This window comes from Sulfuricurvum sp., assembly GCF_023250475.1.
GTDB lineage: Bacteria > Campylobacterota > Campylobacteria > Campylobacterales > Sulfurimonadaceae > Sulfuricurvum.
This window is the reverse complement of the sequence record NZ_JAHFAQ010000002.1, coordinates 12770-37456: the sequence shown is the minus strand read 5'-3', so window position 1 is coordinate 37456 and position 24687 is coordinate 12770. Positions and strand designations below refer to the sequence as shown.

At 43.6% G+C, this 24687-nt stretch carries 41 protein-coding genes; 34 read left to right on the top strand and 7 right to left on the bottom strand.

The annotated features are described in order from the left end of the window. Positions 1-29 precede the first annotated feature (29 nt). Entirely contained in the window at positions 30-383 is a 354-nt protein-coding gene (locus Q0C19_RS00655) for an AMMECR1 domain-containing protein (protein WP_295051708.1), read from the top strand. A 1-nt stretch (position 384) separates the two neighbouring features. Here Q0C19_RS00655 and Q0C19_RS00650 read toward each other — a convergent pair whose 3' ends face one another. After that, the gene (locus Q0C19_RS00650; protein WP_295051705.1) at positions 385-1332 is read right to left on the bottom strand and encodes an NAD(P)-binding domain-containing protein; all 948 of its coding nucleotides are present in this window, start codon (positions 1330-1332) and stop codon (positions 385-387) included. A gap of 72 nt (positions 1333-1404) precedes the next feature. Between Q0C19_RS00650 and Q0C19_RS00645 the strand changes: the two genes are divergently transcribed. Both Q0C19_RS00645 and Q0C19_RS00640 read left to right on the top strand, forming a co-directional pair. After that, a complete protein-coding gene (locus Q0C19_RS00645; protein WP_295051703.1) occupies positions 1405-1737 on the top strand; it encodes a hypothetical protein in 333 nt (110 codons plus the stop codon). A gap of 75 nt (positions 1738-1812) precedes the next feature. Next, positions 1813-2913 carry an OmpA family protein gene (locus Q0C19_RS00640; RefSeq protein WP_295051700.1) on the top strand — a complete coding sequence of 367 codons (1101 nt, stop codon included), beginning with the start codon at positions 1813-1815 and terminating at the stop codon, positions 2911-2913. A gap of 27 nt (positions 2914-2940) precedes the next feature. Here the strand turns inward: Q0C19_RS00640 and Q0C19_RS00635 are convergent, their stop codons facing one another. Genes Q0C19_RS00635 through Q0C19_RS00625 form a run of 3 tightly spaced genes read right to left on the bottom strand, consistent with a single transcriptional unit; the run spans position 2941 to position 4830 of the window. Continuing rightward, on the bottom strand, positions 2941-3171 hold the full coding sequence (locus Q0C19_RS00635; RefSeq protein WP_295051697.1) for a hypothetical protein: 231 nt from the start codon (positions 3169-3171) through the stop codon (positions 2941-2943). 37 nt (positions 3172-3208) lie between these two features. Beyond that, on the bottom strand, positions 3209-3757 hold the full coding sequence (locus Q0C19_RS00630) for a ribonuclease HII (protein ID WP_295051694.1): 549 nt from the start codon (positions 3755-3757) through the stop codon (positions 3209-3211). Between the two features lie 8 nt (positions 3758-3765). Then, positions 3766-4830: an ATP-binding protein gene (locus Q0C19_RS00625; protein ID WP_295051691.1), complete on the bottom strand. Its 1065-nt coding sequence runs from the start codon at positions 4828-4830 to the stop codon at positions 3766-3768. A gap of 174 nt (positions 4831-5004) precedes the next feature. On the opposite strand from Q0C19_RS00625, the gene rpsJ reads away from it, so the two are divergent. The 24 genes from rpsJ to Q0C19_RS00505 are packed head-to-tail and all read left to right on the top strand — an operon-like array spanning position 5005 to position 16297. Further along, positions 5005-5316, top strand: a complete 312-nt coding sequence (gene rpsJ / locus Q0C19_RS00620) for a 30S ribosomal protein S10 (protein WP_013459053.1) — start codon at positions 5005-5007, stop codon at positions 5314-5316. Between the two features lie 10 nt (positions 5317-5326). Beyond that, positions 5327-5905 carry a 50S ribosomal protein L3 gene (gene rplC, locus Q0C19_RS00615; protein WP_295051688.1) on the top strand — a complete coding sequence of 193 codons (579 nt, stop codon included), beginning with the start codon at positions 5327-5329 and terminating at the stop codon, positions 5903-5905. After that, complete coding sequence (rplD, locus tag Q0C19_RS00610) at positions 5902-6513, top strand: 50S ribosomal protein L4 (protein WP_295051685.1); 612 nt, start codon at positions 5902-5904, stop codon at positions 6511-6513. Before rplC ends, rplD begins: the two co-directional genes overlap by 4 nt. A 1-nt stretch (position 6514) precedes the next feature. Further along, positions 6515-6796, top strand: a complete 282-nt coding sequence (locus tag Q0C19_RS00605) for a 50S ribosomal protein L23 (protein ID WP_015652595.1) — start codon at positions 6515-6517, stop codon at positions 6794-6796. Between the two features lies 1 nt (position 6797). After that, positions 6798-7637, top strand: coding sequence for a 50S ribosomal protein L2 (gene rplB, locus Q0C19_RS00600; RefSeq protein WP_294896898.1), 840 nt, complete (start codon positions 6798-6800; stop codon positions 7635-7637). A 3-nt stretch (positions 7638-7640) separates the two neighbouring features. Further along, positions 7641-7922 carry a 30S ribosomal protein S19 gene (gene rpsS / locus Q0C19_RS00595; RefSeq protein WP_015652597.1) on the top strand — a complete coding sequence of 94 codons (282 nt, stop codon included), beginning with the start codon at positions 7641-7643 and terminating at the stop codon, positions 7920-7922. A 9-nt stretch (positions 7923-7931) separates the two neighbouring features. Beyond that, a complete protein-coding gene (gene rplV, locus Q0C19_RS00590; protein WP_013459059.1) occupies positions 7932-8249 on the top strand; it encodes a 50S ribosomal protein L22 in 318 nt (105 codons plus the stop codon). Between the two features lie 2 nt (positions 8250-8251). Next, positions 8252-8962 carry a 30S ribosomal protein S3 gene (gene rpsC / locus Q0C19_RS00585; protein WP_294896900.1) on the top strand — a complete coding sequence of 237 codons (711 nt, stop codon included), beginning with the start codon at positions 8252-8254 and terminating at the stop codon, positions 8960-8962. A 2-nt stretch (positions 8963-8964) separates the two neighbouring features. Continuing rightward, a complete protein-coding gene (rplP, locus tag Q0C19_RS00580) occupies positions 8965-9390 on the top strand; it encodes a 50S ribosomal protein L16 (protein WP_015652600.1) in 426 nt (141 codons plus the stop codon). Further along, positions 9377-9562 carry a 50S ribosomal protein L29 gene (gene rpmC, locus Q0C19_RS00575; protein ID WP_015652601.1) on the top strand — a complete coding sequence of 62 codons (186 nt, stop codon included), beginning with the start codon at positions 9377-9379 and terminating at the stop codon, positions 9560-9562. Before rplP ends, rpmC begins: the two co-directional genes overlap by 14 nt. Before the next feature lie 10 nt (positions 9563-9572). Next, entirely contained in the window at positions 9573-9824 is a 252-nt protein-coding gene (gene rpsQ / locus Q0C19_RS00570; RefSeq protein ID WP_013459063.1) for a 30S ribosomal protein S17, read from the top strand. Further along, positions 9821-10189 (top strand): 50S ribosomal protein L14, encoded by a 369-nt coding sequence (rplN, locus tag Q0C19_RS00565; protein ID WP_015652602.1) that lies wholly within the window; start codon positions 9821-9823, stop codon positions 10187-10189. Before rpsQ ends, rplN begins: the two co-directional genes overlap by 4 nt. Then, positions 10189-10419, top strand: coding sequence for a 50S ribosomal protein L24 (gene rplX / locus Q0C19_RS00560; RefSeq protein ID WP_294870753.1), 231 nt, complete (start codon positions 10189-10191; stop codon positions 10417-10419). The genes rplN and rplX overlap by 1 nt, the downstream gene beginning before the upstream one ends. 2 nt (positions 10420-10421) lie before the next feature. Next, positions 10422-10967: a 50S ribosomal protein L5 gene (rplE, locus tag Q0C19_RS00555; protein WP_294897314.1), complete on the top strand. Its 546-nt coding sequence runs from the start codon at positions 10422-10424 to the stop codon at positions 10965-10967. Next, the gene (locus Q0C19_RS00550; protein ID WP_294897312.1) at positions 10967-11152 is read left to right on the top strand and encodes a type Z 30S ribosomal protein S14; all 186 of its coding nucleotides are present in this window, start codon (positions 10967-10969) and stop codon (positions 11150-11152) included. Before rplE ends, Q0C19_RS00550 begins: the two co-directional genes overlap by 1 nt. A gap of 42 nt (positions 11153-11194) precedes the next feature. Next, positions 11195-11590, top strand: a complete 396-nt coding sequence (rpsH, locus tag Q0C19_RS00545; RefSeq protein ID WP_295051682.1) for a 30S ribosomal protein S8 — start codon at positions 11195-11197, stop codon at positions 11588-11590. Between the two features lie 9 nt (positions 11591-11599). Beyond that, on the top strand, positions 11600-12136 hold the full coding sequence (gene rplF, locus Q0C19_RS00540) for a 50S ribosomal protein L6 (RefSeq protein ID WP_295051679.1): 537 nt from the start codon (positions 11600-11602) through the stop codon (positions 12134-12136). A gap of 11 nt (positions 12137-12147) precedes the next feature. Next, positions 12148-12504: a 50S ribosomal protein L18 gene (rplR, locus tag Q0C19_RS00535; RefSeq protein WP_295051676.1), complete on the top strand. Its 357-nt coding sequence runs from the start codon at positions 12148-12150 to the stop codon at positions 12502-12504. 9 nt (positions 12505-12513) lie between these two features. Further along, the gene (gene rpsE / locus Q0C19_RS00530) at positions 12514-12957 is read left to right on the top strand and encodes a 30S ribosomal protein S5 (protein WP_295051673.1); all 444 of its coding nucleotides are present in this window, start codon (positions 12514-12516) and stop codon (positions 12955-12957) included. Between the two features lie 3 nt (positions 12958-12960). Next, entirely contained in the window at positions 12961-13359 is a 399-nt protein-coding gene (gene rplO, locus Q0C19_RS00525; RefSeq protein ID WP_295051670.1) for a 50S ribosomal protein L15, read from the top strand. Further along, a complete protein-coding gene (secY, locus tag Q0C19_RS00520; RefSeq protein WP_295051667.1) occupies positions 13359-14621 on the top strand; it encodes a preprotein translocase subunit SecY in 1263 nt (420 codons plus the stop codon). Before rplO ends, secY begins: the two co-directional genes overlap by 1 nt. Positions 14622-14623: 2 nt before the next feature. After that, the gene (map, locus tag Q0C19_RS00515) at positions 14624-15382 is read left to right on the top strand and encodes a type I methionyl aminopeptidase (protein ID WP_295051664.1); all 759 of its coding nucleotides are present in this window, start codon (positions 14624-14626) and stop codon (positions 15380-15382) included. A 9-nt stretch (positions 15383-15391) separates the two neighbouring features. Beyond that, positions 15392-15610: a translation initiation factor IF-1 gene (infA, locus tag Q0C19_RS00510; protein WP_294894879.1), complete on the top strand. Its 219-nt coding sequence runs from the start codon at positions 15392-15394 to the stop codon at positions 15608-15610. 54 nt (positions 15611-15664) lie between these two features. Continuing rightward, complete coding sequence (locus Q0C19_RS00505) at positions 15665-16297, top strand: tetratricopeptide repeat protein (protein WP_295051662.1); 633 nt, start codon at positions 15665-15667, stop codon at positions 16295-16297. 7 nt (positions 16298-16304) lie between these two features. Here Q0C19_RS00505 and Q0C19_RS00500 read toward each other — a convergent pair whose 3' ends face one another. The 3 genes from Q0C19_RS00500 to Q0C19_RS00490 are packed head-to-tail and all read right to left on the bottom strand — an operon-like array spanning position 16305 to position 17692. Further along, a complete protein-coding gene (locus Q0C19_RS00500) occupies positions 16305-16619 on the bottom strand; it encodes a pyrimidine/purine nucleoside phosphorylase (protein ID WP_295051659.1) in 315 nt (104 codons plus the stop codon). A 28-nt stretch (positions 16620-16647) separates the two neighbouring features. Then, entirely contained in the window at positions 16648-16863 is a 216-nt protein-coding gene (locus Q0C19_RS00495) for a hypothetical protein (RefSeq protein ID WP_295051656.1), read from the bottom strand. Then, entirely contained in the window at positions 16853-17692 is an 840-nt protein-coding gene (locus Q0C19_RS00490; protein ID WP_295051653.1) for a S1-like domain-containing RNA-binding protein, read from the bottom strand. Before Q0C19_RS00490 ends, Q0C19_RS00495 begins: the two co-directional genes overlap by 11 nt. Before the next feature lie 41 nt (positions 17693-17733). On the opposite strand from Q0C19_RS00490, the gene Q0C19_RS00485 reads away from it, so the two are divergent. The 7 genes from Q0C19_RS00485 to purF all read left to right on the top strand — a co-directional run bounded on the left by Q0C19_RS00485 (position 17734) and on the right by purF (position 24682). Continuing rightward, a complete protein-coding gene (locus Q0C19_RS00485) occupies positions 17734-18486 on the top strand; it encodes an SDR family NAD(P)-dependent oxidoreductase (protein WP_295051650.1) in 753 nt (250 codons plus the stop codon). A gap of 25 nt (positions 18487-18511) precedes the next feature. Continuing rightward, a complete protein-coding gene (locus tag Q0C19_RS00480; RefSeq protein WP_295051647.1) occupies positions 18512-20587 on the top strand; it encodes a molybdopterin-dependent oxidoreductase in 2076 nt (691 codons plus the stop codon). A 5-nt stretch (positions 20588-20592) separates the two neighbouring features. Further along, the gene (locus tag Q0C19_RS00475) at positions 20593-20925 is read left to right on the top strand and encodes a YraN family protein (protein WP_295051644.1); all 333 of its coding nucleotides are present in this window, start codon (positions 20593-20595) and stop codon (positions 20923-20925) included. 103 nt (positions 20926-21028) lie between these two features. Then, positions 21029-21346 carry a thioredoxin gene (gene trxA, locus Q0C19_RS00470; protein WP_295051641.1) on the top strand — a complete coding sequence of 106 codons (318 nt, stop codon included), beginning with the start codon at positions 21029-21031 and terminating at the stop codon, positions 21344-21346. A 177-nt stretch (positions 21347-21523) separates the two neighbouring features. Continuing rightward, the gene (locus tag Q0C19_RS00465) at positions 21524-22465 is read left to right on the top strand and encodes an FAD-dependent oxidoreductase (protein ID WP_295051638.1); all 942 of its coding nucleotides are present in this window, start codon (positions 21524-21526) and stop codon (positions 22463-22465) included. A gap of 86 nt (positions 22466-22551) precedes the next feature. Continuing rightward, positions 22552-23322 (top strand): 4-hydroxy-tetrahydrodipicolinate reductase, encoded by a 771-nt coding sequence (gene dapB, locus Q0C19_RS00460; RefSeq protein ID WP_295051635.1) that lies wholly within the window; start codon positions 22552-22554, stop codon positions 23320-23322. A 10-nt stretch (positions 23323-23332) separates the two neighbouring features. Next, positions 23333-24682, top strand: a complete 1350-nt coding sequence (purF, locus tag Q0C19_RS00455; RefSeq protein ID WP_295051632.1) for an amidophosphoribosyltransferase — start codon at positions 23333-23335, stop codon at positions 24680-24682. Positions 24683-24687: the final 5 nt, after the last annotated feature.

The following is a 24687-nucleotide window of genomic DNA, read 5'->3' as shown; positions in this document are numbered from 1 at the left end:
CCAGCAAGATAGTTAAAAGGGGTTAATATATGTCGCAATCCGTATTATTAACCATTGCACGAGCTTCTATTGAAGAGGTATTACAAGGGCAAAATTCTATCAATCGAATCGAGCTCATCGAACAATACCCACTGCTCTCTGAGCCGATAGCGACACAAATAACCCTTTATCTGGGAAATAAAGTGAGAGGAATCTCAAAAAGCAAAAGAGCGGAACGCTCACTGCTTGAAGACATTATCTATAATGCTAAAGCGGCAGCTTTTCAAGATGAAAACTTTGATCCTCTTGTCACTTCCGAATATCTCCATGCAACGATACACCTCACCGTTTATAGCTTGGAAGGGGAATTAAGCCACCAGAGCGAGCCGATACTGAAAGAGTAATTTACAGCGATTTGATGTAATGCGCAATCGCAAAGCCATGGTTCAGACCAAGCGCAATTGAACCGCCCGATTCTTGGGTGATATCTCCCGCAACGAAAAGTCCTGGAACATTGGTTTGATATTTTTCATCATGTACCGGTTTGCCGTCTTCTTCACGGATACCGCTGCTTTGTAAAAATCCGCTCGGTGTTGTACCGCCGATAGCATAAACGAGACGATCAAACAGTTCGGTTGATTCATCCGCAAACAACACTTTAACTTTTCCGCTTTCGCTCTCTAACTCAACAATTTCGGTATTTAGAAGAGCTCTGACCGATCCGCTTGAAACGGCTTTATCGATATCCGATTGATTGGTAGGATTGGCTCGGCGGAATGTCCCGCGACGATAGCAGATGCTCACCTCATTTTTGGTACATAGTTCCACTGCATACTCAATTGCCGAGTCACCGCCCCCGACGACCATAATTTTTTCACCTACTCCGCATCCGTCAAGGGTAAAATGGATTTGATTTTTAATTGAGGGTGGAATTTTGTAGTCAGGCTTATTGGGTTTTCCCATTCGTCCGATCGTTACGACTACGTATTTGGCACGGATACTTCCCCCGGCAATAAAGACTTCAAATCCCTCGTCTATTTTTACAATTTTTTGTACTTCAGTGTGGGTTCTCAGTTCTAGGGATTCATGATCGAGCAGTTGATCGAAAAAATCGAGAGTAGATTCTTTGGTGCCATCCATAAAATAGATGGTACCGTCAAGTTCAACTTTTTGACCTTTCCAATCCTTATCAACCCGTTTATTATCTTTGTAAAACTTCCGAATGGTTGCATTATGGTTTTCATCTTTTTCAAGTAAGATAATGTCACGCATCCCTACGGCATAACTTTCGATCGCCGTCGCTATCCCCGCAGGACCTGCCCCTATAATGGCTAATTCGTATAAATGTTCCATGTATGTCCCTTTTAATCATCCAATACTTTATCACAAAGAGCGATAAAATTCAATTTATGTTATAATTTTCAAATGTACTATGTTATTCAACGACACCATGGCGATCCAAAAAAACATTATCTCGCGTACACTGTACCGCGATATATTAGTTCTGAGAACTCTCAGAATATTATTTTTGAATTTCGCCATAATGACAGTGTTAAACGTAAATGGGCTCCCAAGGAGGAGATCGTTCTGCTCACCGATGATGAACAACTTTTCCAAACAACACTGCAGAAACTCGAACATCTAAAGCGTAACCATCTTGAACGGATAGATGCGGCCGAAGCACAGCTCAATCAAGAAGTCTTTGCAATGCTTAATACGATGCAGACCGAATTTGAAACCATTAAAAAAAACAATTAAATACTTTTAGAAATATTTAGCGTAAATTTTTAAGTTATACTTTTTATACTACATGGTCTAAAGGAGATTTATCAAATGAAAAAATTACTATTTTCCGGCGTGTTCGCGGCAGCACTGCTCGGTGCAAGTGACTTCAATTATGAAGTGACTCCGGTCGCGGGTTATCTGTGGAACAGTACGGCCAACGAGACGACACAAACAAATCTCGGTGCTATGGGCGGTGTAGAAAATCATGCCGTTTATGGTCTTGAGATGCAGATGAACAATGTTAGTGATCTCATTAAACCGGAGTTTTCAGTCCTCTACGGTCGTGATAAAGTGGCTGGAGAAAGCGGTAAAACCGGTATTTTGACTACAATGCTCAACGGCGTCTATGAAATACCGACCGATACAGCCGTTACACCGTTTGCAAAAGCAGGTGTTGGATATGAATGGTATACGAATACCCATCCGAATGATTTTGACGGATTGCTTTTGGATGCAGGGCTTGGATTAAAAGCAGACATAACGAAACGGATTGCCCTTAAACTTGAGGGTCTGTATCTGTACAAAATGAATCGTAACGGTTCTGCTGAGGGAAGTAATGGGGAAGTTCATAACGTAGCGGCCCTTGCGGGGTTGACATTCAGCTTTGATGAAAAAGCTGCGCCGATTGTTGCCGTTCCGGCTGTCGCTGAAACAGTTGCTCCTGAGCCAAAGCCTGAACCAAAACCGGTTGTAGTCCCTGCTTCGGTTTCCAAAGTTGCTCCGATCGACAGTGACGGAGATGGTGTAATCGATTCTCTGGATAAATGTCCGGGTACACCAAAAGGGTTTAAAGTAGACGTTGAGGGGTGTCCGTTAAAAGCGACACTTCATTTGAATTTTGCAACGAACTCGGATAAAGTGGATGCTGAGGGGACGGCAAAAGTAGCCGCATTTGCAGATTTCTTGAAAGAAAGTTCTGCGTATAAAGCAAATATTGTCGGTCATACGGACAGTACCGCATCAGACGTATATAATCAAAAACTTTCTGAAAAACGGGCGGGAAAAGTTAAATCGATGCTCGTTGAACAAGGTGTTGATTCTTCTCGTTTGACTTCAGAGGGAATGGGTGAAAAAATGCCGATCGCATCGAACAAAACAAAAGCGGGACGTGCAGAAAACCGTCGCATTGAAGTAGAGCTTTGTAAATAAGCCAATCCCTCTTCAGAGGGGGAGCAACTAATCTTCTTTTCTATAATTTCCCGCTTTGCATCCGTTTGGAGCGCTTGGCGGATTATCCCGTAAATAACATAGATCTTCATGCGCCTGTTTTAGTACTTTGCTTTCACGTAAGAGGGGGAGCATCTTCTCATCTTTTTCGCTCAAAGATAAGGATTGGTCATACAATAAAGCTTTGACTTCAGCATCAATAGCGGCTAAGGCTGTCTCAATATGGGTAAGTGAAATCATAAAGTCTCTTTTTAAAAGTCATTATAGCGATGAGGTTCTAAAACAAACTTGGTTGAAGCGATTTAAGTTTAAAAGTTTTACGATGGATTTCGCAATGTCCGTATTGGCGGATCGCTTCGATATGGGCTGCACTCCCATACCCTTTGTGCCCTTCAAACCCATACTGCGGATAGAGCGAGGCGAGTTCAATCATTTCACGATCTCTCGTCACTTTTGCCAAAATCGAGGCAGCACTAACTTCTGGGATTATGGCATCGGCTTTGACCATTGTTCGAATTCCACTTACCCCGAATTTTGAGTTTCCGTCATAAAGATAGTCCGCTTCCCCCAATGCACTCATGATCTCGCGCAACCCTGTTGCCAAACAGACCGATAGCCCGAGTTCGTCAATCTGATCTGCACTGAAACGGCAAATATGATAAGCAGAGTTTTGAGTGATGACTTCAAAGAGTGCTTCGCGTTTTTTCTCGGTAAGTTTTTTAGAATCGTTCAATCCGTCAATCGGCACGTGTAAAATAACCCCTGCAATGGTGAGAGGTCCGGCCAAAGGGCCGCGTCCCGCTTCATCGATTCCGCATAGTTTCATATATTCTCCTATTCATCTGATAATGCCCATCTCTCAAACGGGATCATCTCAATCCGTGAGATTGGATGAGAGAGGGTACTTTCTATATTCATAGTGACGGCGATAACTTCACGTACACGATTAGAGACAATAAATCCCTCCAAGGCTTCTACTTTTTTAAAAAGGGCATGTTCATTCGCAAACGGCGATGCCATTATGATTTGACCCCGCTGGGGAAGATAAAAGTCAATCCCCTCATCATAATAACATTCGACATGATGTTTATCCAATTCGGAAAAAATAAGATTTTCAAAAATCCGCCCGAAATGCTTTTGAATTACGAGTGCATGTTTGATAGCAATATCGCAAAGATAGAGTTTTTTGACGGCACTGGGATGATTGAACTTGCCCAGCTGCTTGAGATAACCCCGATCAAGCATCGATTGAAGATGAAGGTAGAGTTTGTCTTTGGAAATTTTGCGTTCTCCCTTGAGCCGCTCGTAGAGGTTAAATGCGGAAACTTTTTGGGTTACCATTTTGGAAGCTTGTGCGAGTATAGAAAATTCAATCGGCTCCAATGCACGATTCAAGATACCTTGCAGATATAAAACACGATCCTCACTCGCAATACGGTGCATTGCCGGAAATCCGCCGAGTTGAAAAAAGTGGTTTAAGGCGGTTCCGTCAAATTTACTTTCAAAGGCTAAAAACTCTTCATAGTCGAGAAGTTCGAGGTGCATCATGTGGTATGGGAGTTCCAATTCGGTTTCGCTTGTGAGAAGGAGCTGATCGAGATCAAAGAGTTGAATATCCTCGTTGTAGTTATCAAGTGCGAGAATTGAAATTTTATGCTCCTTGCAAAATTCAGGGAGCATTTTATTGAGTTCATTGATATCGATACGGCTGTCACGGCAATCGAGATAGAGGTAGGTTGATTTCTTATGGCTCAGGAGATAGCTTTTTATCAGCGAAGTTTTCCCTGATTGTGCTATTCCGTAAATCAGGGTGGTTTTTTCGTCAATTGAGTGCTTGCGCTCAATAAACCCGGGATTGTGCAAATCGTATCGATAGTACTCATCTAATAAAGTATTCATACCTAAAATCATACCCTAAAAAATAGTGCATCCTTATTAAAAGGAAGTAAATTTAACTAGTGATGCAATTTTTACCCCTAAAATCCTTGACCCTGAGGGGGTATGTCGATATAATTTCGCTGCCTTATATAGTCAGACAAGATCTGACGAGTTCTTTTATCTAAGGAAAACATTATGGAAAAAATTCGTTTAAAACTTAGAGCGTACGATCATCGTGTACTTGATCGTTCAGTTGCCTCTATCGTTGAAGCTGTAAAGCGAACGGGTGCGGAAATCCGCGGCCCAATCCCTTTGCCAACCAAGATTCGTAAATATACGGTTCTTAAATCTCCGCACGTCAATAAAGACTCACGCGAGCAATTTGAGATTCGTATGCACGCACGTTTGATCGACATCGTGTCGGCTACGCCAGATACAGTTGATTCGTTGATGAAGCTTGACTTGGCTCCGGAAGTGGACGTAGAAGTTCGCTCTATGGACAAGTAAGGAGTAGGGTGTGGAATACATTGTAGAAAAGATCGGCATGAGCCGAACAATTGGCGTACCAAGTAAAGCGGTAACTCTTTTAAAAGTAAAAGAAGTGAAAGTTTGCGAAGTAGTAGATGGCACAGCTCTCGTAGCATATAGCCAAGGAAAAGCACACAATAAGCCGATTGAGGGTCAGCAAAAGAAATATAATCTTTCTGCTGAATTCAATAAATTCGCTACGTTGGAAGTTGCTAACACTGAAGCCGGTGATTTGGATATGACACCTTTAGCGGATGCTAAAAAAGTTAAAAGTGCATTCAAAACTAAAGGTCGCGGTTTTACCGGCGTTATGAAACGTTGGAATTTTGCCGGCGGACCTGGCGCACACGGTCACCGTTTTCACCGTACAGGTGGATCTATCGGTAACCGCGAATGGCCTGGTAAAGTCCAAAAAGGACGTAAAATGTCAGGTCAATACGGTAACGAATTAGTTACTGTAAAAAATGAAGTAATGTCATACGACGCAGAAAACGGTGTATTAGTTGTAGTGGGCGCTGTCCCAGGTGCAAACGGTGCATTAGGTCGAGTAAAGGTAGTGAAACAATGAGCGCGATTGTACTGAACGAAAAATTCGAAAAAGCCTCTGAATTGGCATTGCCTGAGAGCTTCAGCGGTATCAATACCCATAACCTCTATTTGTACGTTAAATCGTACCAAGCGAGTATCCGTTCTAATACGGCATCTGCAAAAACTCGTTCTGAGATGCGCGGTGGTGGGAAAAAACCATGGGCTCAAAAAGGTAAAGGTGGCGCACGTGCCGGTTCACGTCGTTCACCGATCTTTGTTGGCGGTGCTGTTGCACATGGACCAAACACAGGTCGTAACTACGATCAAAAGATCAATAAAAAGCAAAAGAAACTAGCGCTTAAATGTGCGTTGGATGCTTTGGCAACAGCTGGAAAATTGTTCATCGTTGATTCGATTGAAGTTCCAACTGGTAAAACAAAAGACGCATTGGCGTTGTTCAATGCATTGAATGTTCGTGATGCGTTGTTGGTGAAAAAGATTCTCGATGAGAATACCTATCTTGCATTCCGTAACATTGCTTCTACCTACGTGGTAGAAGAGAATGAACTCAACGCCTTTTTGGCTGCGACATACCGTTCGGTGGTTATCGAAAAAGCGGTATGGGAAAATCTGACTAAAGAGAGCTAAGATGGCAGATATTACTGATATCAAATCAATCCTGTATACAGAGAAGACCCTTGGTCTTCAAGAAGAGGGTGTAATCGTTGTTCAAACGTCTCCACGTATGACAAAGAACGCTCTTAAAGAGGTGTTTAGAGAGTATTTCGGAATCGTTCCGGCTCGCGTAAACTCACTAAACCAAAGCGGAAAAGTTAAACGTTTCCGTGGTCTTGCTGGCAAACAAAATGACTTTAAAAAGTTTTATGTGAAATTGCCAGAAGGCGCACAAATCGATAGTTTGGCGGTGTAATATGGCGATCAAAACGTATAAACCAACAACCCCGAGCCGACGTTTTTATACAAACGTTGACAACTCGGATATCACGGCAAAAGCGTCTGTTCGTTCTTTGTTGATTAAAATCCCTGCTGCTGCGGGACGTAACAACAACGGCCGTATCACATCACGTCATAAAGAAGCGGGAGCTAAAAAGCTTTACCGTATTATCGATTTCAAACGTAACAAATTCGGTGTTCCGGGTACTGTTGCTGCAATCGAATACGATCCGTACCGTAACTGTCGTATCGCTCTTATCAATTATGTAGACGGTGACAAACGTTACATCCTCCAGCCAAAAGGTTTGGTAGTCGGTGATGTTGTTGCTGCTGCTGAGAGCGGTTTGGACATTAAAGCGGGTAACGCGATGAAATTGATGAATATCCCTGTGGGGACAACGATTCATAACATCGAACTTAAACCGGGTAAAGGTGGACAAATCGTCCGTTCAGCCGGAACATCTGCGCAAATCATGGGTCGTGAGGGGAAATATGTTTCTCTTCGTCTTCCATCAAGTGAAATGCGTTATGTATTGGGTGAATGTATGGCGACTGTCGGTACTGTCGGTAACGAAGAGTACATTAACATCGTTCTTGGTAAAGCAGGTCGTACTCGTCATATGGGTATCCGTCCTCAAACACGTGGTTCTGCTATGAATCCTATCGATCACCCGCATGGTGGTGGTGAAGGTAAAACAAACTCAGGACGTCACCCGGTTACTCCATGGGGTAAACCGACTAAAGGTGCTAAAACACGTAAGAAGAAAGCAAGTGATAGACTTATTATTACTCGCCGTAAATCAAATCCGAAGAGGTAGATAATGGCTAGATCAGTAAAAAAAGGACCGTTTGTTGACGGACACCTAATGAAAAAAGTGATTGCTGCCAAAGAGACGAAAAGCAACAAGCCTATCAAAACTTGGTCACGCCGTAGTGTGATCTTGCCAGATATGATCGGTTTAACGTTTACCGTCCACAATGGCCGTCAGTTTGTACCGGTTTTCGTAACGGAAAACCACGTTGGTTACAAACTTGGTGAATTTTCACCAACACGTACGTTTAAGGGCCATAAAGGTTCTGTACAAAAGAAAATCGGGAAATAAGGAAGAGATATGGCAAGAGCACTATTAAAATTCGTTCGCGTATCTCCGACTAAATCTCGTTTGATCGCTCGCGAAGTTCAAGGAATGAATGCAGAGCAAGCAATGGCTGCATTGGAGTTTACTCCAAATAAAGCTGCAAAAATCATCGCTAAAGTGGTTGCGTCAGCAGTAGCTAACAGCGGTATCGATGCGCAAGATTGTGTTATTAAATCATGCCGTGTTGATAACGGTCCGGTACTTAAACGTTTCACTCAACGTGCACGTGGTACCGCTTCTGGTATCCGTAAGCCGACAGCACACATTTTGGTAGAAGTAGAGGGTAAATAATTATGGGTCATAAAGTTAATCCTATCGGACTTCGTCTCGGTATCAACCGCAACTGGGAATCTCGTTGGTTCCCTAACTTTAAAACAGCTGCGGTTTCTTTGGGCGAAGACCATAAAATCCGTACCTATTTGAAAAAAGAACTCTACTATGCAGGTGTGAGTAACATCGTGATCGAGCGTACTGCGAAACGTCTTCGCGTTACGATCATCGCGGCTCGTCCTGGTATCATCATCGGTAAGAAAGGTTCTGACATTGAAAAAATCAAAGAATCTCTTCAAACCCTTATTGGTAAACCGGTAGCCGTTAACATCAAAGAAGAGAAAAAAGCACAAGCATCTGCACAACTCGTTGCAGAAAATGTTGCTACTCAACTTGAAAAACGTGTTGCTTTCCGCCGTGCGATGAAAAAAGTTATGCAAAATGCACAACGTGCAGGGGCAAAAGGTATTAAAGTTTCAGTTGCAGGTCGTCTTGGCGGTGCTGAGATCGCTCGTACTGAGTGGTACCTTGAAGGTCGTGTACCGTTGCATACGCTTCGTGCAAAAATCGATTACGGTTTTGCTGAAGCGCACACCACTTACGGTGTAATCGGTATCAAAGTTTGGATTTTCAAAGGTGAGGTTCTCACTAAAGGAATTCAACCAGAAGCTAAAGAATCTAAAGAAGAGCGTGGTGACGATCAACAACGTCGTCCACGACGAAAGGCTAACTAATCATGTTGATGCCTAAACGTACGAAATATCGTAAAATGATGAAAGGGCGTAACCGAGGTTACGCCACAAATGCTAACAAACTTGATTTCGGTTCTATCGGATTCAAAGCAACGGAAGCGGGACGTATTAACTCTCGTCAAATCGAAGCGGCTCGTATTGCAGCAAACCGTCATATCAAACGTCAAGGTAAAATCTGGATCCGTGTGTTCCCGGCTAAACCATTGACTGCCAAACCACTTGAAGTGCGTATGGGTAAAGGTAAAGGTTCTGTTGACCAATGGGTAATGAACATCAAACCAGGCCGTATCATTTTTGAAATGGGTGGTGTTGAAGAGACTCTTGCACGTGAAGCATTAGCGCTTGCGATGCAAAAACTTCCGTTCAAAACTAAAATTGTAACTGCGGAGATGAGCAATGAAATATACTGATTTGAACGACAAAACAGCTGCTGAACTTCAAGGTATGCTCAAAGAGAAAAAAATTGAGCTTTTCACTTTGAAAATTAAGCAAAAAATGATGCAATTGACTAACACGAGCGAACTTCGCACGGCGAAAAAAGACATTGCACGCATTAACACTGCTATGAACGCAGTGAAGTAAGGGCAGAGCTATGACACATAAACGTGAAATTCAAGGTATCGTAGTTACAAAAGCCGGCGAAAAAACAGCAACTATCGTTGTTGAGCGCCGTGTAATGCACCCACGTTACCACAAAACGGTAAAACGTTTCAAAAAATACATGATTCATGATGAGAACAACCAACTTAACATTGGTGATGAAGTGATCGCGATCGAGTGTCGTCCACTTTCAAAAAGCAAATCGTTCCGTCTTAAAACTCTGGTTAAAGGAGTGAATGCATGATTCAAAGTTTTACTCGTCTAGCAGTAGCCGATAACACAGGGGCTAAAGAGATCATGTGTATCAAGGTTCTTGGCGGTTCAAAACGTCGTTATGCAACAGTAGGTGATGTTATCATCGCTTCTGTTAAAAAAGCGGCTCCAACCGGTAAAGTAAAAAAAGGTCAAGTTGTTACTGCAGTTGTTGTACGTACGAAAAAAGAGGTTCACCGTGAAAACGGTTCACTTATCCGTTTCGACGAAAATGCAGCCGTAATCCTTGATAAAAAACGTGAGCCGATCGGTACACGTATTTTCGGACCTGTAAGCCGTGAAGTTCGTTACGCAGGTTTCATGAAAATCGTATCACTTGCTCCAGAGGTTGTATGATGGCAAAATTTAATTTCAAAAAAGGCGACATCGTTGAAGTGATCGCCGGTGACGATAAAGGGACTAAAGCAGAATTGCTTCAAGTTATGCCTAAGAAAAACAAAGTAATCGTTAAGGGTGTTCGCGTTGCTAAAAAAGCGATCAAACCTAGCGAGCAAAATCCACAAGGCGGATTCTTGAATAAAGAAATGCCTGTTGATGCATCAAATGTCCGTAAAGTTGAGGCGTAATCATGGCACGACTAAAAGATAAATACTTGGCGCTCAAACCTGAGCTCCAAACCGCTCTTGGAATTGCAAACGTAATGCAAGTTCCAGCTCTAGAAAAAGTGATCATCTCTGTCGGTTGTGGTTTTGCCATGAAAGACAACAAATTGATCCAAAGTATCCAAGATACAATCAGCAACATCGCTGGTCAACGTGCATCCGTTGTTGTTGCTCGTAAATCGGTTGCAGGTTTTAAAGTACGTGAAGGGATGCCGGTTGGTGTTAAAGTTACACTACGCGGTGCTCAAATGTACGATTTCATGGATAAATTGATCTCTGTATCTCTTCCACGTGTTAAAGACTTCCGTGGTATTCCACGTAACGGTTTTGACGGTCGCGGAAACTACAACTTCGGTTTGACCGAGCAGTTGATTTTCCCGGAAGTTGATTACGATTCAATTATGCAAATCCACGGGATGAACATCACCGTGGTAACAAGCGCTACAGCCGATAAAGATGCATTTAAACTTCTTGAAATGATCGGTATGCCGTTTGCTAAAGGGAGAGAATAATGGCTAAAAAGTCAATGATCGCTAAGCAACAACGAACTCCAAAGTTTGCTGTTCGCGCGTATACTCGTTGTCAGATCTGCGGACGTCCGCACTCTGTCATCAGTGATTTTGGAATTTGTCGCGTTTGCTTCCGTAAAATGGCAAACGAAGGGTTAATCCCAGGCGTTAGAAAGTCAAGCTGGTAATTCCGGCTCGATACTGCTTACGACTAAGATAAGGAAATATAAATGATTAATGATTTGATCGCGGATTCGTTGACTCGTATCCGTAATGCGGCTATGCGTCGTTTAGATTCTACAACATTGGTTCACTCCAAAGTTGTCGAAGCTGTAGTTGCTATTTTGGCAGACAAAGGCTACATCGAGAGCTTTAATGTTGTTGAAGACGGCGTTAAAAAAACCATCAACGTAGTGTTGAAATACGACGAAAAAGGTCGTACGGTTATCAATGAAGTAAAACGTATCTCTAAACCGGGACGTCGTGTTTACAAAGGTAAAGATGAACTTAAACGTTTCAAAAACGGTTACGGTACCATCATTGTCAGCAGTTCAAAAGGGGTTCTTCCTAACGATAAAGCATTCGAGCTTGGCGTTGGCGGTGAAGTCCTTTGTACAATTTGGTAAGGAGATAAGATGTCACGTATTGGAAAACTTCCTATTTCTATCCCAGCTGAAATTAAAGCGACACTTGATGGAACGGTATTAACGTTTTCGAAAGGTGCAACAACACAAACCTTGGATACCCTCGGTAACTGTGGCGTGGTACTTGAAGATAACACGTTAACGTTTAGTACAAACTCTGATAACCGTGCTGATCGCGCATTCTGGGGTACATACCGTGCACTGGCAGCAAACATCATTACAGGTTTGACTACAGGTTTTGAGAAAAAATTAGAGATCAACGGTGTTGGTTATCGTGCAGCGGTACAAGGTAGCGTATTGAATCTTCAACTCGGTTTCAGCCACGATATCAATTTTGATATCCCTGCCGGCGTTGATATTTCAGTAGAGAAAAACGTTATCACCATCAAAGGTGTCGATAAACAACAAATTGGACAAATTGCAGCTGTAATCCGTTCATTCCGTCCACCTGAGCCGTATAAAGGCAAAGGTGTTAAATACTCTGATGAGACTATCCTGCGTAAAGCCGGTAAGACATCTAAGAAATAAGGAGCGATGATATGACAGGTAAAACACTTAAAAATAAATCGGCAAAACGCCTTCAGCGTAAACGCCGTATTCGCTCTAAAATTTCAGGATGCGCGTCATTGCCACGTGTCTCTATTTTCCGTTCAAACCGTTACATCAGCGCGCAAGCGATTAATGATGAAGCGGCAGTAACGTTAGCAGCAGTACACTCAAAAACTTTGGGTCTTAAAGCGAATAAAGCGGACGCTGAAAAAGCGGCGGCAGTATTTGCAAAAACCCTCAAAGATGCCGGTATCAATGAAGTTACGTTCGATCGTAACGGATTTTTGTATCACGGTGTTGTAAAAGCGTTTGCCGAAGCACTTCGTGCAAATGAAATCAAGTTTTAAGGCACGATGATGAATCCAATTAACAGAGAAGAATTTTCAGAAGCGATTGTAAACATCGGTCGTGTAACCAAAGTTGTAAAGGGTGGTAGACGTTTTCGTTTTACCGCTCTCGTAGTTGTAGGAAATAAAAAAGGAACCGTAGGTTACGGAGTCGGTAAAGCCAAAGAGGTTCCCGATGCTATCCGTAAAGCGGTTGACGAAGCGTTCAAAAACTTGACAGAAGTGAAGATCAAAGGTACTACCATCGCTCACGATATCGAAGTTAAATACAACGCAAGTCGTATCTTGCTAAAACCTGCATCTGAAGGTACAGGGGTTATCGCCGGTGGCGCTACCCGTCCGGTACTTGAGCTTGCGGGAATCCAAGACATCTTGACGAAGTCTTTGGGTTCTAACAATCCAAACACTGTGGTACGTGCAACAATTGATGCACTATCACGTATCAAAGGATAAGTTATGGCATTAGAAAACCTTACTCCTGCTGAGGGTTCAACCCACAGCAAAAAACGTCTTGGCCGTGGCCAAGCAAGCGGAACTGGTAAAACAGCCGGTAAAGGTCACAAAGGTCAAAAAGCGCGTAAAGGTTACAATGAAAAACGTAACTTTGAGGGTGGACAACAACCTCTTGCTCGCCGTTTGCCAAAAATCGGATTTACGTCACGTGTCGTAAAACCGACGATTATCAATGTCGAAAAAACAAAAGTAATTGCTGAACTTTCAGAAATTACAATGGAAACAATCCGCAGCGTTCACCGTTTGAATAAATCGGTCACTCACGTAAAACTCGTTGGTGCAAGCGCTAAAGATTTAGCATCTAAAATCAAAGATGAAAACGTTACAACAACTGGTAACTAATGAACCAACAACTTGTAAACAAGATCTTAATTACGATCGGTTTTCTCTTTATCTACCGTCTACTGGCATACGTGCCGGTACCGGGTGTTGACACAGCCGTCATCGCTTCATTTTTTAACTCTCATCAAGCTGACGCGTTAGGTCTGTTTAATATGTTTAGCGGTAAAGCCGTCGAACGATTTTCCATTATCTCTCTCGGTATTATGCCTTACATCACCGCATCCATCATTATGGAACTATTAGCAGCCACTTTCCCTAACTTAGCGCAAATGAAAAAAGAGCGTGACGGTATGGTTAAATACATGCAAATTATCCGTTATGCAACCATTGCGATTACCATTGTACAAGCGGTCGGAGTCAGTGTCGGACTGCAAAGTATGACGGGTAAAGACGGAGCAAGCGCTATTTTGGTCGATCACAGTACGTTTGTGACGTTGGCGGTTGTTTCGATGCTTGCGGGGACGATGTTGTTGATGTGGATCGGTGAGCAGATTACCCAAAGCGGTATCGGTAACGGTGTCTCTTTGATTATTTTCGCCGGTATCGTTTCAGCGATTCCGAGTGCTATTTCTCATGCAATAACGATGGTGAATACCGGAGCGATGGGATTCTTGTCCCTGCTGGGAATTATTGCCCTTGTGGTTGCGACGATTTTGGTCATCATCTATGTTGAGCTGGGTGAACGCCGAATTCCGGTTACCTATGCGAAAAAGACGATGATGCAAAATCAAAACAAACGGGTTATGAACTATATCCCGGTCAAAGTAAATCTATCGGGGGTAATTCCGGTTATTTTTGCTTCGGCTATTTTGATGTTTCCGATGACCGTAATGTCATCAAGCACCAATCCGACGGTTCAAGCAATAGCGGATGTTTTGAATCCGAATCACTATTTCTTTAACGTTTTGCAATTCACGTTTGTTGTATTCTTTGCATTCTTTTACGCGTCTATCGTATTTAATGCCAAAGATATTGCCGACAATCTAAAACGTCAAGGCGGGTTTATTCCGGGTGTTCGCCCAGGAGAATCAACCAAAGAGTTTTTGAACGATACGGCAGGGCGTTTGACCATTACAGGGGCAATTTATCTTGGATTGATTGCAACACTGCCGTGGGTTATCGTCAAAGCGATGGGTGTGCCGTTCTTCTTTGGAGGGACAGCCGTTTTAATCGTGGTTCAAGTAGCCTTGGATACGATGCGCCGTATTGAAGCACAGGTTTATATGTCTAAATATCAAACCCTTAGCGCGGTTGGCCTGTAACAATGGCGATTGCGCTACGCAAAAACAGTGAAATAGAACTTCTTCGTTCCGCCAATAAAATTGTGGCAGGGACATTGAACCTTTTGGCAGAACACACCAAACCTGGAATTACCTTGAAAGAGCTTGACGCATTGGGCGAGGAGTATATCCGATCTCAAGGTGCCATCCCCTCTTTTAAAGGGCTTTACGGATTTCCGAATGCCGTTTGTACCTCTCTCAACGACGTGATTATTCACGGGATACCGAGTGATTACCCTTTGCAAGAAGGGGACATCATCGGATTTGATGTTGGTACAAAAAAAGGGGGCTATTTCGGGGATGCGGCAATCTCTGTCGGTGTCGGTAAAATTTCTCCTGAAGACGAGGCATTGATCGCATGTGCGAAAGATGCTCTCTACTTCGCCATTGATATTATTCAAGACGGGATGCGCTTTAAAGAGTTATCCTATGAGATTGAACAGTTTATCAAAGGTCGTGGATTCGTCCCATTAAGAGGATTTTGCGGTCACGGCATCGGTAAAAAGCCGCATGAAGAGCCTGAAATTCCAAATTATTTGGACGGGAACAATACCAAAGCGGGCCCTAAGATTAAAAACGGAATGGTTTTTTGTCTGGAACCGATGATTTGCCAAAAAGAGGGAACATCCAAAATTTTGGCAAACGGTTGGGATGTAGTGAGCACGGATGGGCTGAGAGGCTCTCATTACGAGCATACGGTTGCAATTATCAACGGTAGAGCTGAAATATTATCAATCGCGTAAAGGAATAATATGGCAAAAGATGATGTCATTGAAGTAGACGGAAAGATTATTGAGGCACTACCCAATGCAACGTTTCGTGTTGAGTTGCCGAATGGTCATGTTATTTTGTGTCATATCGCAGGAAAAATGCGTATGCACTACATTAAAATTCTCCCCGGTGATACAGTAAAACTCGAACTTACTCCATACAGTCTGGATAAAGGGCGAATTACTTATCGCTATAAATAAATCTTCCCCTTTTCGGGAAGCCTATAACTATTTTTTGATAAGGGAATTTCATTTATGAAAAAATACTTATATCTCCTCTTGTTTCTTTTTTCTCCACTCTTTTCCTCGGAAGTACAACAATCATTCTGGGAAACCTATACGGCTGCCCTAAGGGGCGATAAAGAGGCTCAGTTTCAAGTCGGCGTTATATATGAGCGCGGTATAGGGATAGACGAGAATCAGACGCAAGCCGCACAATGGTTTGAAAAATCGGCACATCAGGGGCATGTAGATGCCCAATACAACATTGCGATTATGTACGCTACAGGACGAGGTGTAGCGGCGGATGAAGGGCTTGCTATGATGTGGCTAGCGCGTGCGGCTAAACAAAAAGATCGTGAAGCCCGAAAGTTGTTATTGAAAATAATTGACGGTGAACTTGATGGCGGTCAACAACAAAAGAATATTCAAGAGGCTGATACATCGAATGTTGTAGATATAGCTCCTACGACACTGATTACGAAAGCGGGATCGATGCTGTGTGATGAAAAAGGCAAATGTATTGAGTATAAAGCAAACAGTGCACTAACATCAACGAGCAAGAGAGGGCAGTATTACAAAATAAGCGGAACGGTGAGTAAAAAAGGGTGGCAATCTTACCCAAAAGAGGGTTGGATTGACGAAAGCAGCGTCGAGATTCGACGCTAATATAAAATTATTTTACGAAGCTGCAGCAGTAATCGCTGATCGTTTTGACTTTTAAATGAAATGCACTGCTGGCAGGGACATCGAAACTCTGAGGTCCTGTAATAGAAATCCATGCTTCTGAACCCGGAAGTTGAACCTCCATCTCACCGCTCATGATTTCCATGATCTCAGCATCGCCCGTATTAAACGTATATTCGCCCGGCAACATGATTCCAAGAGTTTTGATACTACCGTCAGCGAAATGAAGGGTACGGCTGGTAACTTTTCCGTCAAAATAGATATTGGCTTTTTTATCAGCCGTGACATTTGCAAATTGTGACATTCGAATCCTTTGAAAAATAATGGCCGCATTATAGCGGATTGAGTTCCTGCTTGATCTTTTTAGGGAGGTGGGCAAACGGAAAATCGGTGACGATCTTCGTCTCTTTACCATCATTAATATGAACTTCCAAGAGCATAGTATCGCGATTAAAACTGATGAGGGTATAGGTATGATCGTCTTCACTGTAAACGAGATTACGCGCTTTTAGGTGACTAAAAGGGCTCTTTTTTGGTCTATATCCCATATATTCCGTTCTCCTGAACTGTTATTTTTTTACTATCGACGAGTTGTGTCAAGGCACTTTTAAAATTCTTTTTACTGAGTCCAAATGTTTTTTGAATCAAATCAGGGTCGCTTTTGTAGTTGTACGGCAACATCCCGCCGTTGCTTTTAATCATCGAGAAGATTTTATCGGCGGCACTGGAAGCTTTCGCTTTTCCGACCATTTGGAGGGATAAATCAAGTTTACCATCAGCTCTGAGTATTTTCACAAAGCCGTTTTTGATTTGCCCGACACGGACATCTTCAAAAATCTCATTCGCATAGATCATCCCCTCATATTTATGATCGACGATAACTTTGTAACCCATAGGGGTTTTGGCGATAATCATAAATTTAACGGGAGTGTTCGGATAAAAACTCTTCGGCGGAGTTTCTAACGCTCCGCTGATTTTTTCGGTTCCCACAAGTCGGTTGGTTTGCTCATCGAGTATGACTCGAACGAGCCGTTTTTCTCCAACGGCAAATGGCCGTTTTTGAAGTGCTCTGGGGACGAATAGATCTTTCGGCAATCCCCAGTCCACAAACGCACCGATGCTACTGGTATCGAGGACTTCAACGAAGGCAATTTCATTGACCATCGCTTTGGGCATTACTGTGGTTGCGACGGGACGGTATTCGCTGTCGGTATAGACAAATACATCAAGAGTGTCGCCGATATGCATCGACTCCGTAACGTATTGATTCGGTAGCAAAATATCGCTCTCATCCAATGCGCGTAAAAAAAGTCCGGGTGTCGTATCCCGATCGATAACGAGGATATTAATCTCCCCGATTTTTAGTGTTTCATTCATGGGTATAATTATATCGACTATTTGCTTGCGGGAGAAAAAGGATGAGGATTATAATCACAGGTGCAAGCAGCGGTTTAGGTGAAGCGTTGGCTCTCTATTATGCATCGAATAAAAATCAGCTTGTATTGATTGCCAGAAGAGAAGATCGATTGACCGATGTAGCAGCACGATGCCAAAAGAAGGGTGCTAGCGTTGAAACGATCATCGCGGATGTCAATGATTTTGAGGGGATGAGAAAGATCGGAGAGTACTTGAGCGAACAACCGATTGATCGGATCATCCTCAACGCGGGAGTATCGGTCGGTCACGGTGGGGGAATTACCCCGTTTGAGGATTTTGAACGGCTCTTTAAAACCAATTTTTTGAGCGTTCACGCCCTATTGGAACCCATTATCCCCAAATTGATCGAACAAAAATTCGGTGAGATCGTCTGTATCTCTTCGCTCGCGTCACTTTTTACAATGCCCACTTCGATAGCATACAGCAGCTCCAAACGGGCACTCAATGCGTATGCGGAGGGGTTGCATTATCAGCTTAAACCGCATGGAATAACGGTGATGACGATTATGCCGGGATTTATCGATTCGGAGATGACGCAAAAAAACCGGTTCAAAATGCCGTTTTTAATGAGTACAGAAGAGGGGGTTATGCGGATTACCCATGCGATTCGACAAAAAAGAATCCGCTACGCTTTTCCTTTTAGATTTTACTTAATAATTCGAATTGTCTTGCTGCTTCCGCAGTCCTTAAGAGACAAAATTGTAAACTTCACTAATTTTAAAAAAGGGCAATAGAGCCTTTCTTCCAAGGAAATAATGGATGACTATCGACAGCGTTTGTACCTATTGCGGTGTGGGATGCGATATTTCCGCTGAAGTAGAGGATAATAAAATCCAAAAAATCTTTGCAAAAGAAGAGGGGACCGTTTCGCAGGGACGGTTATGTATCAAAGGAAAGCAGGGCTGGGATTTTCTGACTCACCCTAAACGGCTTCGAAATGCTCGTGTTCGAAAATCATTTTTAGCCAAAAATGCCGCATTGTTTACCGATTTGGATATGGACTACCTCGAACCGGTCGATCATGATTTCTATGAGATCAGCTATGAGAGTGCCTATGAACTGGTTGCCCGTAAACTTCGTTCAATTACCGATGAATATGGTTCGCACAGCTTTGCGGCGATCGGCGGTGCTCGTACCAGCTGCGAAGGGTCTTATCTTTTCCAGCACTTTACCCGTCATGTCGTAGGTTCTCCGCACGTTGATAATTGCGCCCGTGTCTGCCACTCCCCTTCGCTTAAAGGGACGCGAACGACAATCGGCGAGGGGGCGATGACCAACCCGTTCGATGATATTTACGAAACAGAGTACATGGTGGTGATGGGATCCAACACGACCGAGGGACATCCTATCGTCGCTAACCGAATGCTCGATGTAATCAAGCAAAAAGAGATCGAACTTGCCGTATTGGATGTCCGTCGTATACAGCTCTCCAAGTCGGCTACGAACCACCTGAGTATACCGTACGAAGCGAATTTGATGATTCTCAATATGATGGCGTTTGTTATCCTTTCTGAGAATTTGGTTAACAGTGAATTTGTCGATGGCCGTACTAAAGGGTATGAGGAATATAAAAATTCTATTCTCAACGATCCGTATGCCAACCCCGAGTTTCTTCTTCAAATCCCGGGGTATGAATCATTGGCGGAGGAAGTTCGAACGGTTGCCCGTAAATACGCTACACGTAAAAGCCTATTTTTCTGGGGTCTTGGGATCACGGAACATTTAGACGGTTCGTATGCCGTAATGGCCATCACCCATTTGGCGATGTTGACCGGAAATATCGGTAAACGGGGTGCGGGATTGATGCCTCTGCGGGGTCAGAATAACGTGCAGGGAACCTGTGATGTCGGAATGTTGCCGTATTACGCTCCCGATTATCAGCCGCCCAAAGAGGTTGGGATGATGACTCCCGATCTGATTAATGCTATGGTTGAGGGCAAAATTAAAGCACTCTATAATATCAGTGAAGATATTGCCCATATCCATCCGAACCAAAATAAAATACACGCAGCCCTGAGTAATCTTGATCTGATTGTTGTGAATGAACTTTTTGATAACGAGATTACCAAATTTGCCGACATTATCTTTGGGGTGAAAAGTGCGTATGAGAAAACAGGCGTTTATGTCAATGCAGAGCGTCGTCTGCATCTCTCTCAGCCGCTGATTAACGTTATGATGCCCGATGACTGGGAAGTAATTGCGGAAATATCCAAACGCTACGGAACCGATTTAGGATTTAAATCTCCCCGTGATGTGTGGGAGGCGGTTCAGATTGATGCTCCAATCCGTTTCGGCGGAGCAAGTTATGAAAAACTTGAAACCAACCGTCTGCGCGGATTGCAGTGGCCGGTACAGGAAGAAGATCTGCCGGTATTGCACATTGGTACGTTCCGAACCAAAGACGGATTGGGTTCATTTCATTACCATCAATATGTTCCTCGCGGTCAGGTTGCAGAGCTTCTAAAAGAGCAAAAGCATGAGGGGTATTACCTTACAACCGGACGTATTTTGGTTCATTATAATAACAGTGCCCAAACGAATGCCTGTGACAAACTCAGCCGCAGCCATAGTGAAGATACCTTGCTGGTGAGTGTCGAAGATGAGGAGTTTTTTGAGTACAAAGATTTTGTCGTTCTCAAAAGCCAATATGGACAGAGTGCCCCGTTGCGGGTCAAAGTGAGCTCTACCGTCAAAAAAGGGACTCTCTTTACGACCTTTCATCATGCTGCCAGCAATATCAATTTTCTCTTCGGAGATGAGTGTGATGAACTGATTAAAACCGCCCGGTTTAAATCAATAAAGGTCGAGGTAATCAAGCCCGACTATTTGGACTGACCTTCGTGCATACGCGAGCTCGGGGCAACATAGCCGAAGAGCGCGGGTGTGAGTATCTCCGCCAAAGCGGATTTAGAATCATTGATCGAAATGTCTACAACCGTTTCGGAGAGATCGATATTATCGCATTGCGTGATGGTGTGATCCATTTCGTTGAAGTCAAAAGTGCCGTGAGCTATGAGCAGGCAATACACAATATTACCCGCTCAAAACTTCAAAAACTAAACCGCGCTATCCAAGCCTATCTCCAGCAAAAACAGCTCAATCTTGATTATTGCATCGATGCTTTAATTGTTCATGATGAGACTCTGGAACTGATAGAAAATATCACTCTCTGAATACCTTCTCCCTGAGAAAAAATGTGAGAGTTATGTAATAAGTCATTTTAAAGATTGTGGCGTTATAATGACCCAATATAAACATTGAACGCAAGGAAGTCGCATGGCTAAATACACAGAATTGACAGTATCTAATTTTGACGAAATTACCAAAGAGGGTGTCTCATTGGTCGATTTTTGGGCTCCATGGTGTGGACCTTGCCGTATGATCGCTCCGGTTATTGAAGAGTTGGCGGCAGAATTTGAAGGAAAAGCAAATATCTGTAAAGTAAATACGGATGAAGAGCAAGATATCGCCGTTAAATACGGTATCCGTTCTATCCCGACAATCCTTTTCTTCAAAAACGGAGAAGTGGTTGAACAAATGGTCGGTGCCGCTTCTAAACAAGCATTCGCCGATAAACTAAACGCTTTACTGTAAATGATTACATTGTAGTCTTTGCCCATTTTGGGCATGGGCTATACTCCAAAATTCCTCTTATATACCTCTTCTTTTGATTATCTAAAAGTTTTCTAAAACGATTTTTCTCGTAACTCTGTTGTGGTACACTTCAACTACATAGGTGTATTATATGCAAAATAAAAGCGGAGGCTTTGGATGCTGGATTGTGCGATTATCGGAGGCGGACCTGCGGGACTTACTGCAGGATTGTATACCACACGAGGTGGCTTGGACAGTGTCACGATGTTTGAAAAAGGTCTTCCCGGCGGTCAGATCACGATGAGTTCAGAGATTGAAAATTATCCCGGAGCTACTGCTCATAATTTAAGTGGGATAGATTTTATGTCCCCATGGCCGGAACAGTGCCAACGTTTCGGACTCAAGCATGAAATGTCCGAAGTGACCCGTATATCGCGACGCGAAGACGGTATTTTTACGATCCGAAAATCTGACGGAACAGTAGATGAGGCTAAAAGTGTTATAGTTTGTACCGGATCAGCTCCTAAGCGTGCCGGATTTATCGGCGAAGATGTTTTTTTCGGTCGAGGTGTGAGTACGTGTGCCACGTGTGACGGTTTCTTTTATAAGAATAAAGAGGTAGCGGTTATCGGAGGGGGAGATACGGCTTTGGAAGAGGCGCTGTATCTCGCGAAAATCTGTACCAAAGTTTATTTGATCCATCGACGTGATTCTTTCCGCGCTGCTCCCAATACCATAGCACGCGTTAAAGCTGCAGAAAATATTGAGCTGGTTTTAAACGCTGTACCGGAAGAGGTTTTCGGAGACACGACGGGTGTAAACGGAATCCGCGTGAAAGCTGAAGATAGTTCATTGCGTCAGATTGATGTTCCCGGAGTATTCGTATTTGTCGGTAACAATGTCAATAATCAAGTACTGATCCAAGAAGACGGTTCCTTTTTATGTGAGATGACTCCATGGGGTGAAGTTAAAGTTGATTTGAGTATGAAAACTTCGCTTCCTGGGCTGTTTGCAGCGGGAGATATGCGCGAATCGGCATCGAAACAGGTTGTTTGCGCTGCAGGCGACGGTGCGGTAGCGGCGCTACAGGCAATTGCGTATGTGGATGGTCATCATTAACGTTCTTTTAGCTGTTTGTTTACGCCTTTTTAAACACTATGACGCTAAAATGTCATCAGAATAATGCAGTATAGGGATTGTACAAAATGATTAGAGCAGGTGTATTTGGTGCTGGCGGGCGTGTCGGGAAGCTTTTGATCGAAGATTTGCATCATGAAAGTGACATTTCATTAGGGGCGGTCTATGTCCGTAATGAACTCAATTTTTCCATCGATCCTTCCGTCTTGGTCACCAACGATATGGCAACGTTATTGAATGGAAGCGATGTCATTATCGACTTTTCATTGCCGGAAGCGACACAACTTTTGTTGGAACAAGCGATTTCCCATCCAAAGCCGTTAGTTATCGGCACAACAGGGATGGACGCCCATCAGATGAATCTTCTGAAGACGGCAAGCGAATCCATGCCGATTTTGTATGCAACCAATATGTCACTTGGTGTTGCTCTTTTAAACCAGCTTGTTCATATGGCGGCTAAAACGCTGGACGGATTTGATATCGAGATCGTTGAACAGCATCATCGGCATAAAAAAGATGCACCGAGCGGTACGGCGCTTACTCTTGCCCATTCGGCAGCAGCAGGGCGAAATCTTGATCTTGATGCGGTACGTGTCAGCGGACGTAACGGCAATATCGGCGAACGCTCCAAAGATGAGATTGCCGTAATGGCATTGCGCGGCGGAGATATCGTCGGTCGCCATACGGTCGGATTTTACAATGACGGAGAGTTTGTGGAATTGCATCACACGGCCACAAGCCGCAATACCTTCTCAAAAGGTGCCATTCGAGCGGCAAAATGGCTGGTTGGAAAACCAAACGGTCTGTACAGTATTCAAGACTGTTTAGAACTTGCATAAGGAAAAAGAAGTGCGTAGCTTAAATGAAAAATGTGCGGTAGTCGGTATTTTCGATCATCCTGAGGCCTCAAAATTGGCTTATTTCTCACTTCATGCCCTTCAGCATCGGGGTCAGGAAGCTGCCGGAATCAGTACCAGTGACGGAGAAAAGCTCTACACGATCAAAGACCGCGGTTTGGTCACGCAGGTATTCGACACTCAAAAATTGAATACCCTCAAAGGGCACATGGCGATCGGTCATACCCGCTATTCGACGGCAGGAGATGATTCAATCCTTGATGCTCAGCCGGTTTTTGCCCGCTACGATTTGGGAGAGATGTCGATTGTTCACAACGGAAATCTGACCAATGCCAAAGAGGTGCGGGAGGCTCTGATTAAAAAAGGGGCAATTTTCCAAACGTTTATGGATACTGAAAATCTGATCCATCTGATCGCTAAAAGTGACCAGCATCATTTGACCGACCGTATTATCGATGCGGTTAAAAAAATTGAAGGGGCCTATTCCCTCGTATTTTTGAGCCGTTCTAAAATGTTCGCAATGCGTGACCCTCACGGATTCCGTCCTTTGAGCCTCGGACGTGTCGGTGATGGTTACGTCGTTGCCTCGGAAACATGTGCATTCGATTTGATCGGGGCAGAATATATCCGTGATGTTGAACCGGGCGAACTCCTCATTTTTGAAAAAGACAAAGCACCGAAATCGATTAAAGTGTTCGAGCCGACACCGAAACACTGTATTTTTGAATATGTCTATTTTGCCCGTCCGGATTCAAACGTCTATACCCAAAACGTCTATGAAATGCGAAAAGCGATGGGAAAAGCACTGGCGAGCGAACAGCCGATAGAAGCTGATATGGTTGTTCCTGTTCCTGATGGCGGTGTTCCCGCAGCAATCGGATATTCTCAACAAAGCGGAATCCCTTTTGAGATGGCGATTATGCGGAATCACTATATCGGACGTACGTTTATTGAGCCGACCCAAGAGATGCGCGATTTGAAAGTCAAGATGAAACTTTCTCCGATTGAGCGTTTGATCAAAGGAAAACGCCTTATCGTTGTCGATGACTCTATTGTACGGGGAACCACAAGCCGTCAGATCGTAAGAATGCTGAAAGCGGCAGGGGCGGCAGAGGTACATATGCGTATTTCCAGCCCTCCGACGACCGATCCGTGTTATTATGGAGTCGATACTCCCGACAAAGAGAAACTGATCGCGGCGAATATGACCAATGAAGAGATTTGTGCTTTTATCGAAGCAGACTCTTTGGGTTATCTGAGTAACGAAGCATTGCTCAGCAGTGTCAACGGCAAAGAAGAGAATTACTGTACTGCCTGCTTTACCGGCAAATACATTATTTAAGAGAG

What these genes read in the sequence shown, in the direction of transcription:
- Q0C19_RS00480 (WP_295051647.1), top strand. Translation starts at nt 18,512, where the DNA reads ATGACTATCGACAGCGTTTGTACCTATTGCGGTGTGGGATGCGATATT.
- secY (WP_295051667.1), top strand. Translation starts at nt 13,359, where the DNA reads ATGAACCAACAACTTGTAAACAAGATCTTAATTACGATCGGTTTTCTC.
- rplD (WP_295051685.1), top strand. Translation starts at nt 5,902, where the DNA reads ATGAGCGCGATTGTACTGAACGAAAAATTCGAAAAAGCCTCTGAATTG.
- infA (WP_294894879.1), top strand. Translation starts at nt 15,392, where the DNA reads ATGGCAAAAGATGATGTCATTGAAGTAGACGGAAAGATTATTGAGGCA.
- Q0C19_RS00655 (WP_295051708.1), top strand. Translation starts at nt 30, where the DNA reads ATGTCGCAATCCGTATTATTAACCATTGCACGAGCTTCTATTGAAGAG.
- rpsQ (WP_013459063.1), top strand. Translation starts at nt 9,573, where the DNA reads ATGACACATAAACGTGAAATTCAAGGTATCGTAGTTACAAAAGCCGGC.
- rplN (WP_015652602.1), top strand. Translation starts at nt 9,821, where the DNA reads ATGATTCAAAGTTTTACTCGTCTAGCAGTAGCCGATAACACAGGGGCT.
- Q0C19_RS00495 (WP_295051656.1), bottom strand. Translation starts at nt 16,863, where the DNA reads ATGGGATATAGACCAAAAAAGAGCCCTTTTAGTCACCTAAAAGCGCGT.
- rplR (WP_295051676.1), top strand. Translation starts at nt 12,148, where the DNA reads ATGACAGGTAAAACACTTAAAAATAAATCGGCAAAACGCCTTCAGCGT.
- rplP (WP_015652600.1), top strand. Translation starts at nt 8,965, where the DNA reads ATGTTGATGCCTAAACGTACGAAATATCGTAAAATGATGAAAGGGCGT.
- map (WP_295051664.1), top strand. Translation starts at nt 14,624, where the DNA reads ATGGCGATTGCGCTACGCAAAAACAGTGAAATAGAACTTCTTCGTTCC.
- rplB (WP_294896898.1), top strand. Translation starts at nt 6,798, where the DNA reads ATGGCGATCAAAACGTATAAACCAACAACCCCGAGCCGACGTTTTTAT.
- Q0C19_RS00645 (WP_295051703.1), top strand. Translation starts at nt 1,405, where the DNA reads ATGTACTATGTTATTCAACGACACCATGGCGATCCAAAAAAACATTAT.
- rplE (WP_294897314.1), top strand. Translation starts at nt 10,422, where the DNA reads ATGGCACGACTAAAAGATAAATACTTGGCGCTCAAACCTGAGCTCCAA.
- rpmC (WP_015652601.1), top strand. Translation starts at nt 9,377, where the DNA reads ATGAAATATACTGATTTGAACGACAAAACAGCTGCTGAACTTCAAGGT.
- Q0C19_RS00650 (WP_295051705.1), bottom strand. Translation starts at nt 1,332, where the DNA reads ATGGAACATTTATACGAATTAGCCATTATAGGGGCAGGTCCTGCGGGG.
- rpsS (WP_015652597.1), top strand. Translation starts at nt 7,641, where the DNA reads ATGGCTAGATCAGTAAAAAAAGGACCGTTTGTTGACGGACACCTAATG.
- Q0C19_RS00625 (WP_295051691.1), bottom strand. Translation starts at nt 4,830, where the DNA reads ATGAATACTTTATTAGATGAGTACTATCGATACGATTTGCACAATCCC.
- rplX (WP_294870753.1), top strand. Translation starts at nt 10,189, where the DNA reads ATGGCAAAATTTAATTTCAAAAAAGGCGACATCGTTGAAGTGATCGCC.
- rpsH (WP_295051682.1), top strand. Translation starts at nt 11,195, where the DNA reads ATGATTAATGATTTGATCGCGGATTCGTTGACTCGTATCCGTAATGCG.
- Q0C19_RS00635 (WP_295051697.1), bottom strand. Translation starts at nt 3,171, where the DNA reads ATGATTTCACTTACCCATATTGAGACAGCCTTAGCCGCTATTGATGCT.
- dapB (WP_295051635.1), top strand. Translation starts at nt 22,552, where the DNA reads ATGATTAGAGCAGGTGTATTTGGTGCTGGCGGGCGTGTCGGGAAGCTT.
- Q0C19_RS00605 (WP_015652595.1), top strand. Translation starts at nt 6,515, where the DNA reads ATGGCAGATATTACTGATATCAAATCAATCCTGTATACAGAGAAGACC.
- Q0C19_RS00490 (WP_295051653.1), bottom strand. Translation starts at nt 17,692, where the DNA reads ATGAATGAAACACTAAAAATCGGGGAGATTAATATCCTCGTTATCGAT.
- Q0C19_RS00630 (WP_295051694.1), bottom strand. Translation starts at nt 3,757, where the DNA reads ATGAAACTATGCGGAATCGATGAAGCGGGACGCGGCCCTTTGGCCGGA.
- Q0C19_RS00465 (WP_295051638.1), top strand. Translation starts at nt 21,524, where the DNA reads ATGCTGGATTGTGCGATTATCGGAGGCGGACCTGCGGGACTTACTGCA.
- rpsJ (WP_013459053.1), top strand. Translation starts at nt 5,005, where the DNA reads ATGGAAAAAATTCGTTTAAAACTTAGAGCGTACGATCATCGTGTACTT.
- Q0C19_RS00505 (WP_295051662.1), top strand. Translation starts at nt 15,665, where the DNA reads ATGAAAAAATACTTATATCTCCTCTTGTTTCTTTTTTCTCCACTCTTT.
- Q0C19_RS00640 (WP_295051700.1), top strand. Translation starts at nt 1,813, where the DNA reads ATGAAAAAATTACTATTTTCCGGCGTGTTCGCGGCAGCACTGCTCGGT.
- trxA (WP_295051641.1), top strand. Translation starts at nt 21,029, where the DNA reads ATGGCTAAATACACAGAATTGACAGTATCTAATTTTGACGAAATTACC.
- rpsE (WP_295051673.1), top strand. Translation starts at nt 12,514, where the DNA reads ATGAATCCAATTAACAGAGAAGAATTTTCAGAAGCGATTGTAAACATC.
- rplV (WP_013459059.1), top strand. Translation starts at nt 7,932, where the DNA reads ATGGCAAGAGCACTATTAAAATTCGTTCGCGTATCTCCGACTAAATCT.
- rplF (WP_295051679.1), top strand. Translation starts at nt 11,600, where the DNA reads ATGTCACGTATTGGAAAACTTCCTATTTCTATCCCAGCTGAAATTAAA.
- rplO (WP_295051670.1), top strand. Translation starts at nt 12,961, where the DNA reads ATGGCATTAGAAAACCTTACTCCTGCTGAGGGTTCAACCCACAGCAAA.
- rpsC (WP_294896900.1), top strand. Translation starts at nt 8,252, where the DNA reads ATGGGTCATAAAGTTAATCCTATCGGACTTCGTCTCGGTATCAACCGC.
- Q0C19_RS00500 (WP_295051659.1), bottom strand. Translation starts at nt 16,619, where the DNA reads ATGTCACAATTTGCAAATGTCACGGCTGATAAAAAAGCCAATATCTAT.
- Q0C19_RS00485 (WP_295051650.1), top strand. Translation starts at nt 17,734, where the DNA reads ATGAGGATTATAATCACAGGTGCAAGCAGCGGTTTAGGTGAAGCGTTG.
- Q0C19_RS00550 (WP_294897312.1), top strand. Translation starts at nt 10,967, where the DNA reads ATGGCTAAAAAGTCAATGATCGCTAAGCAACAACGAACTCCAAAGTTT.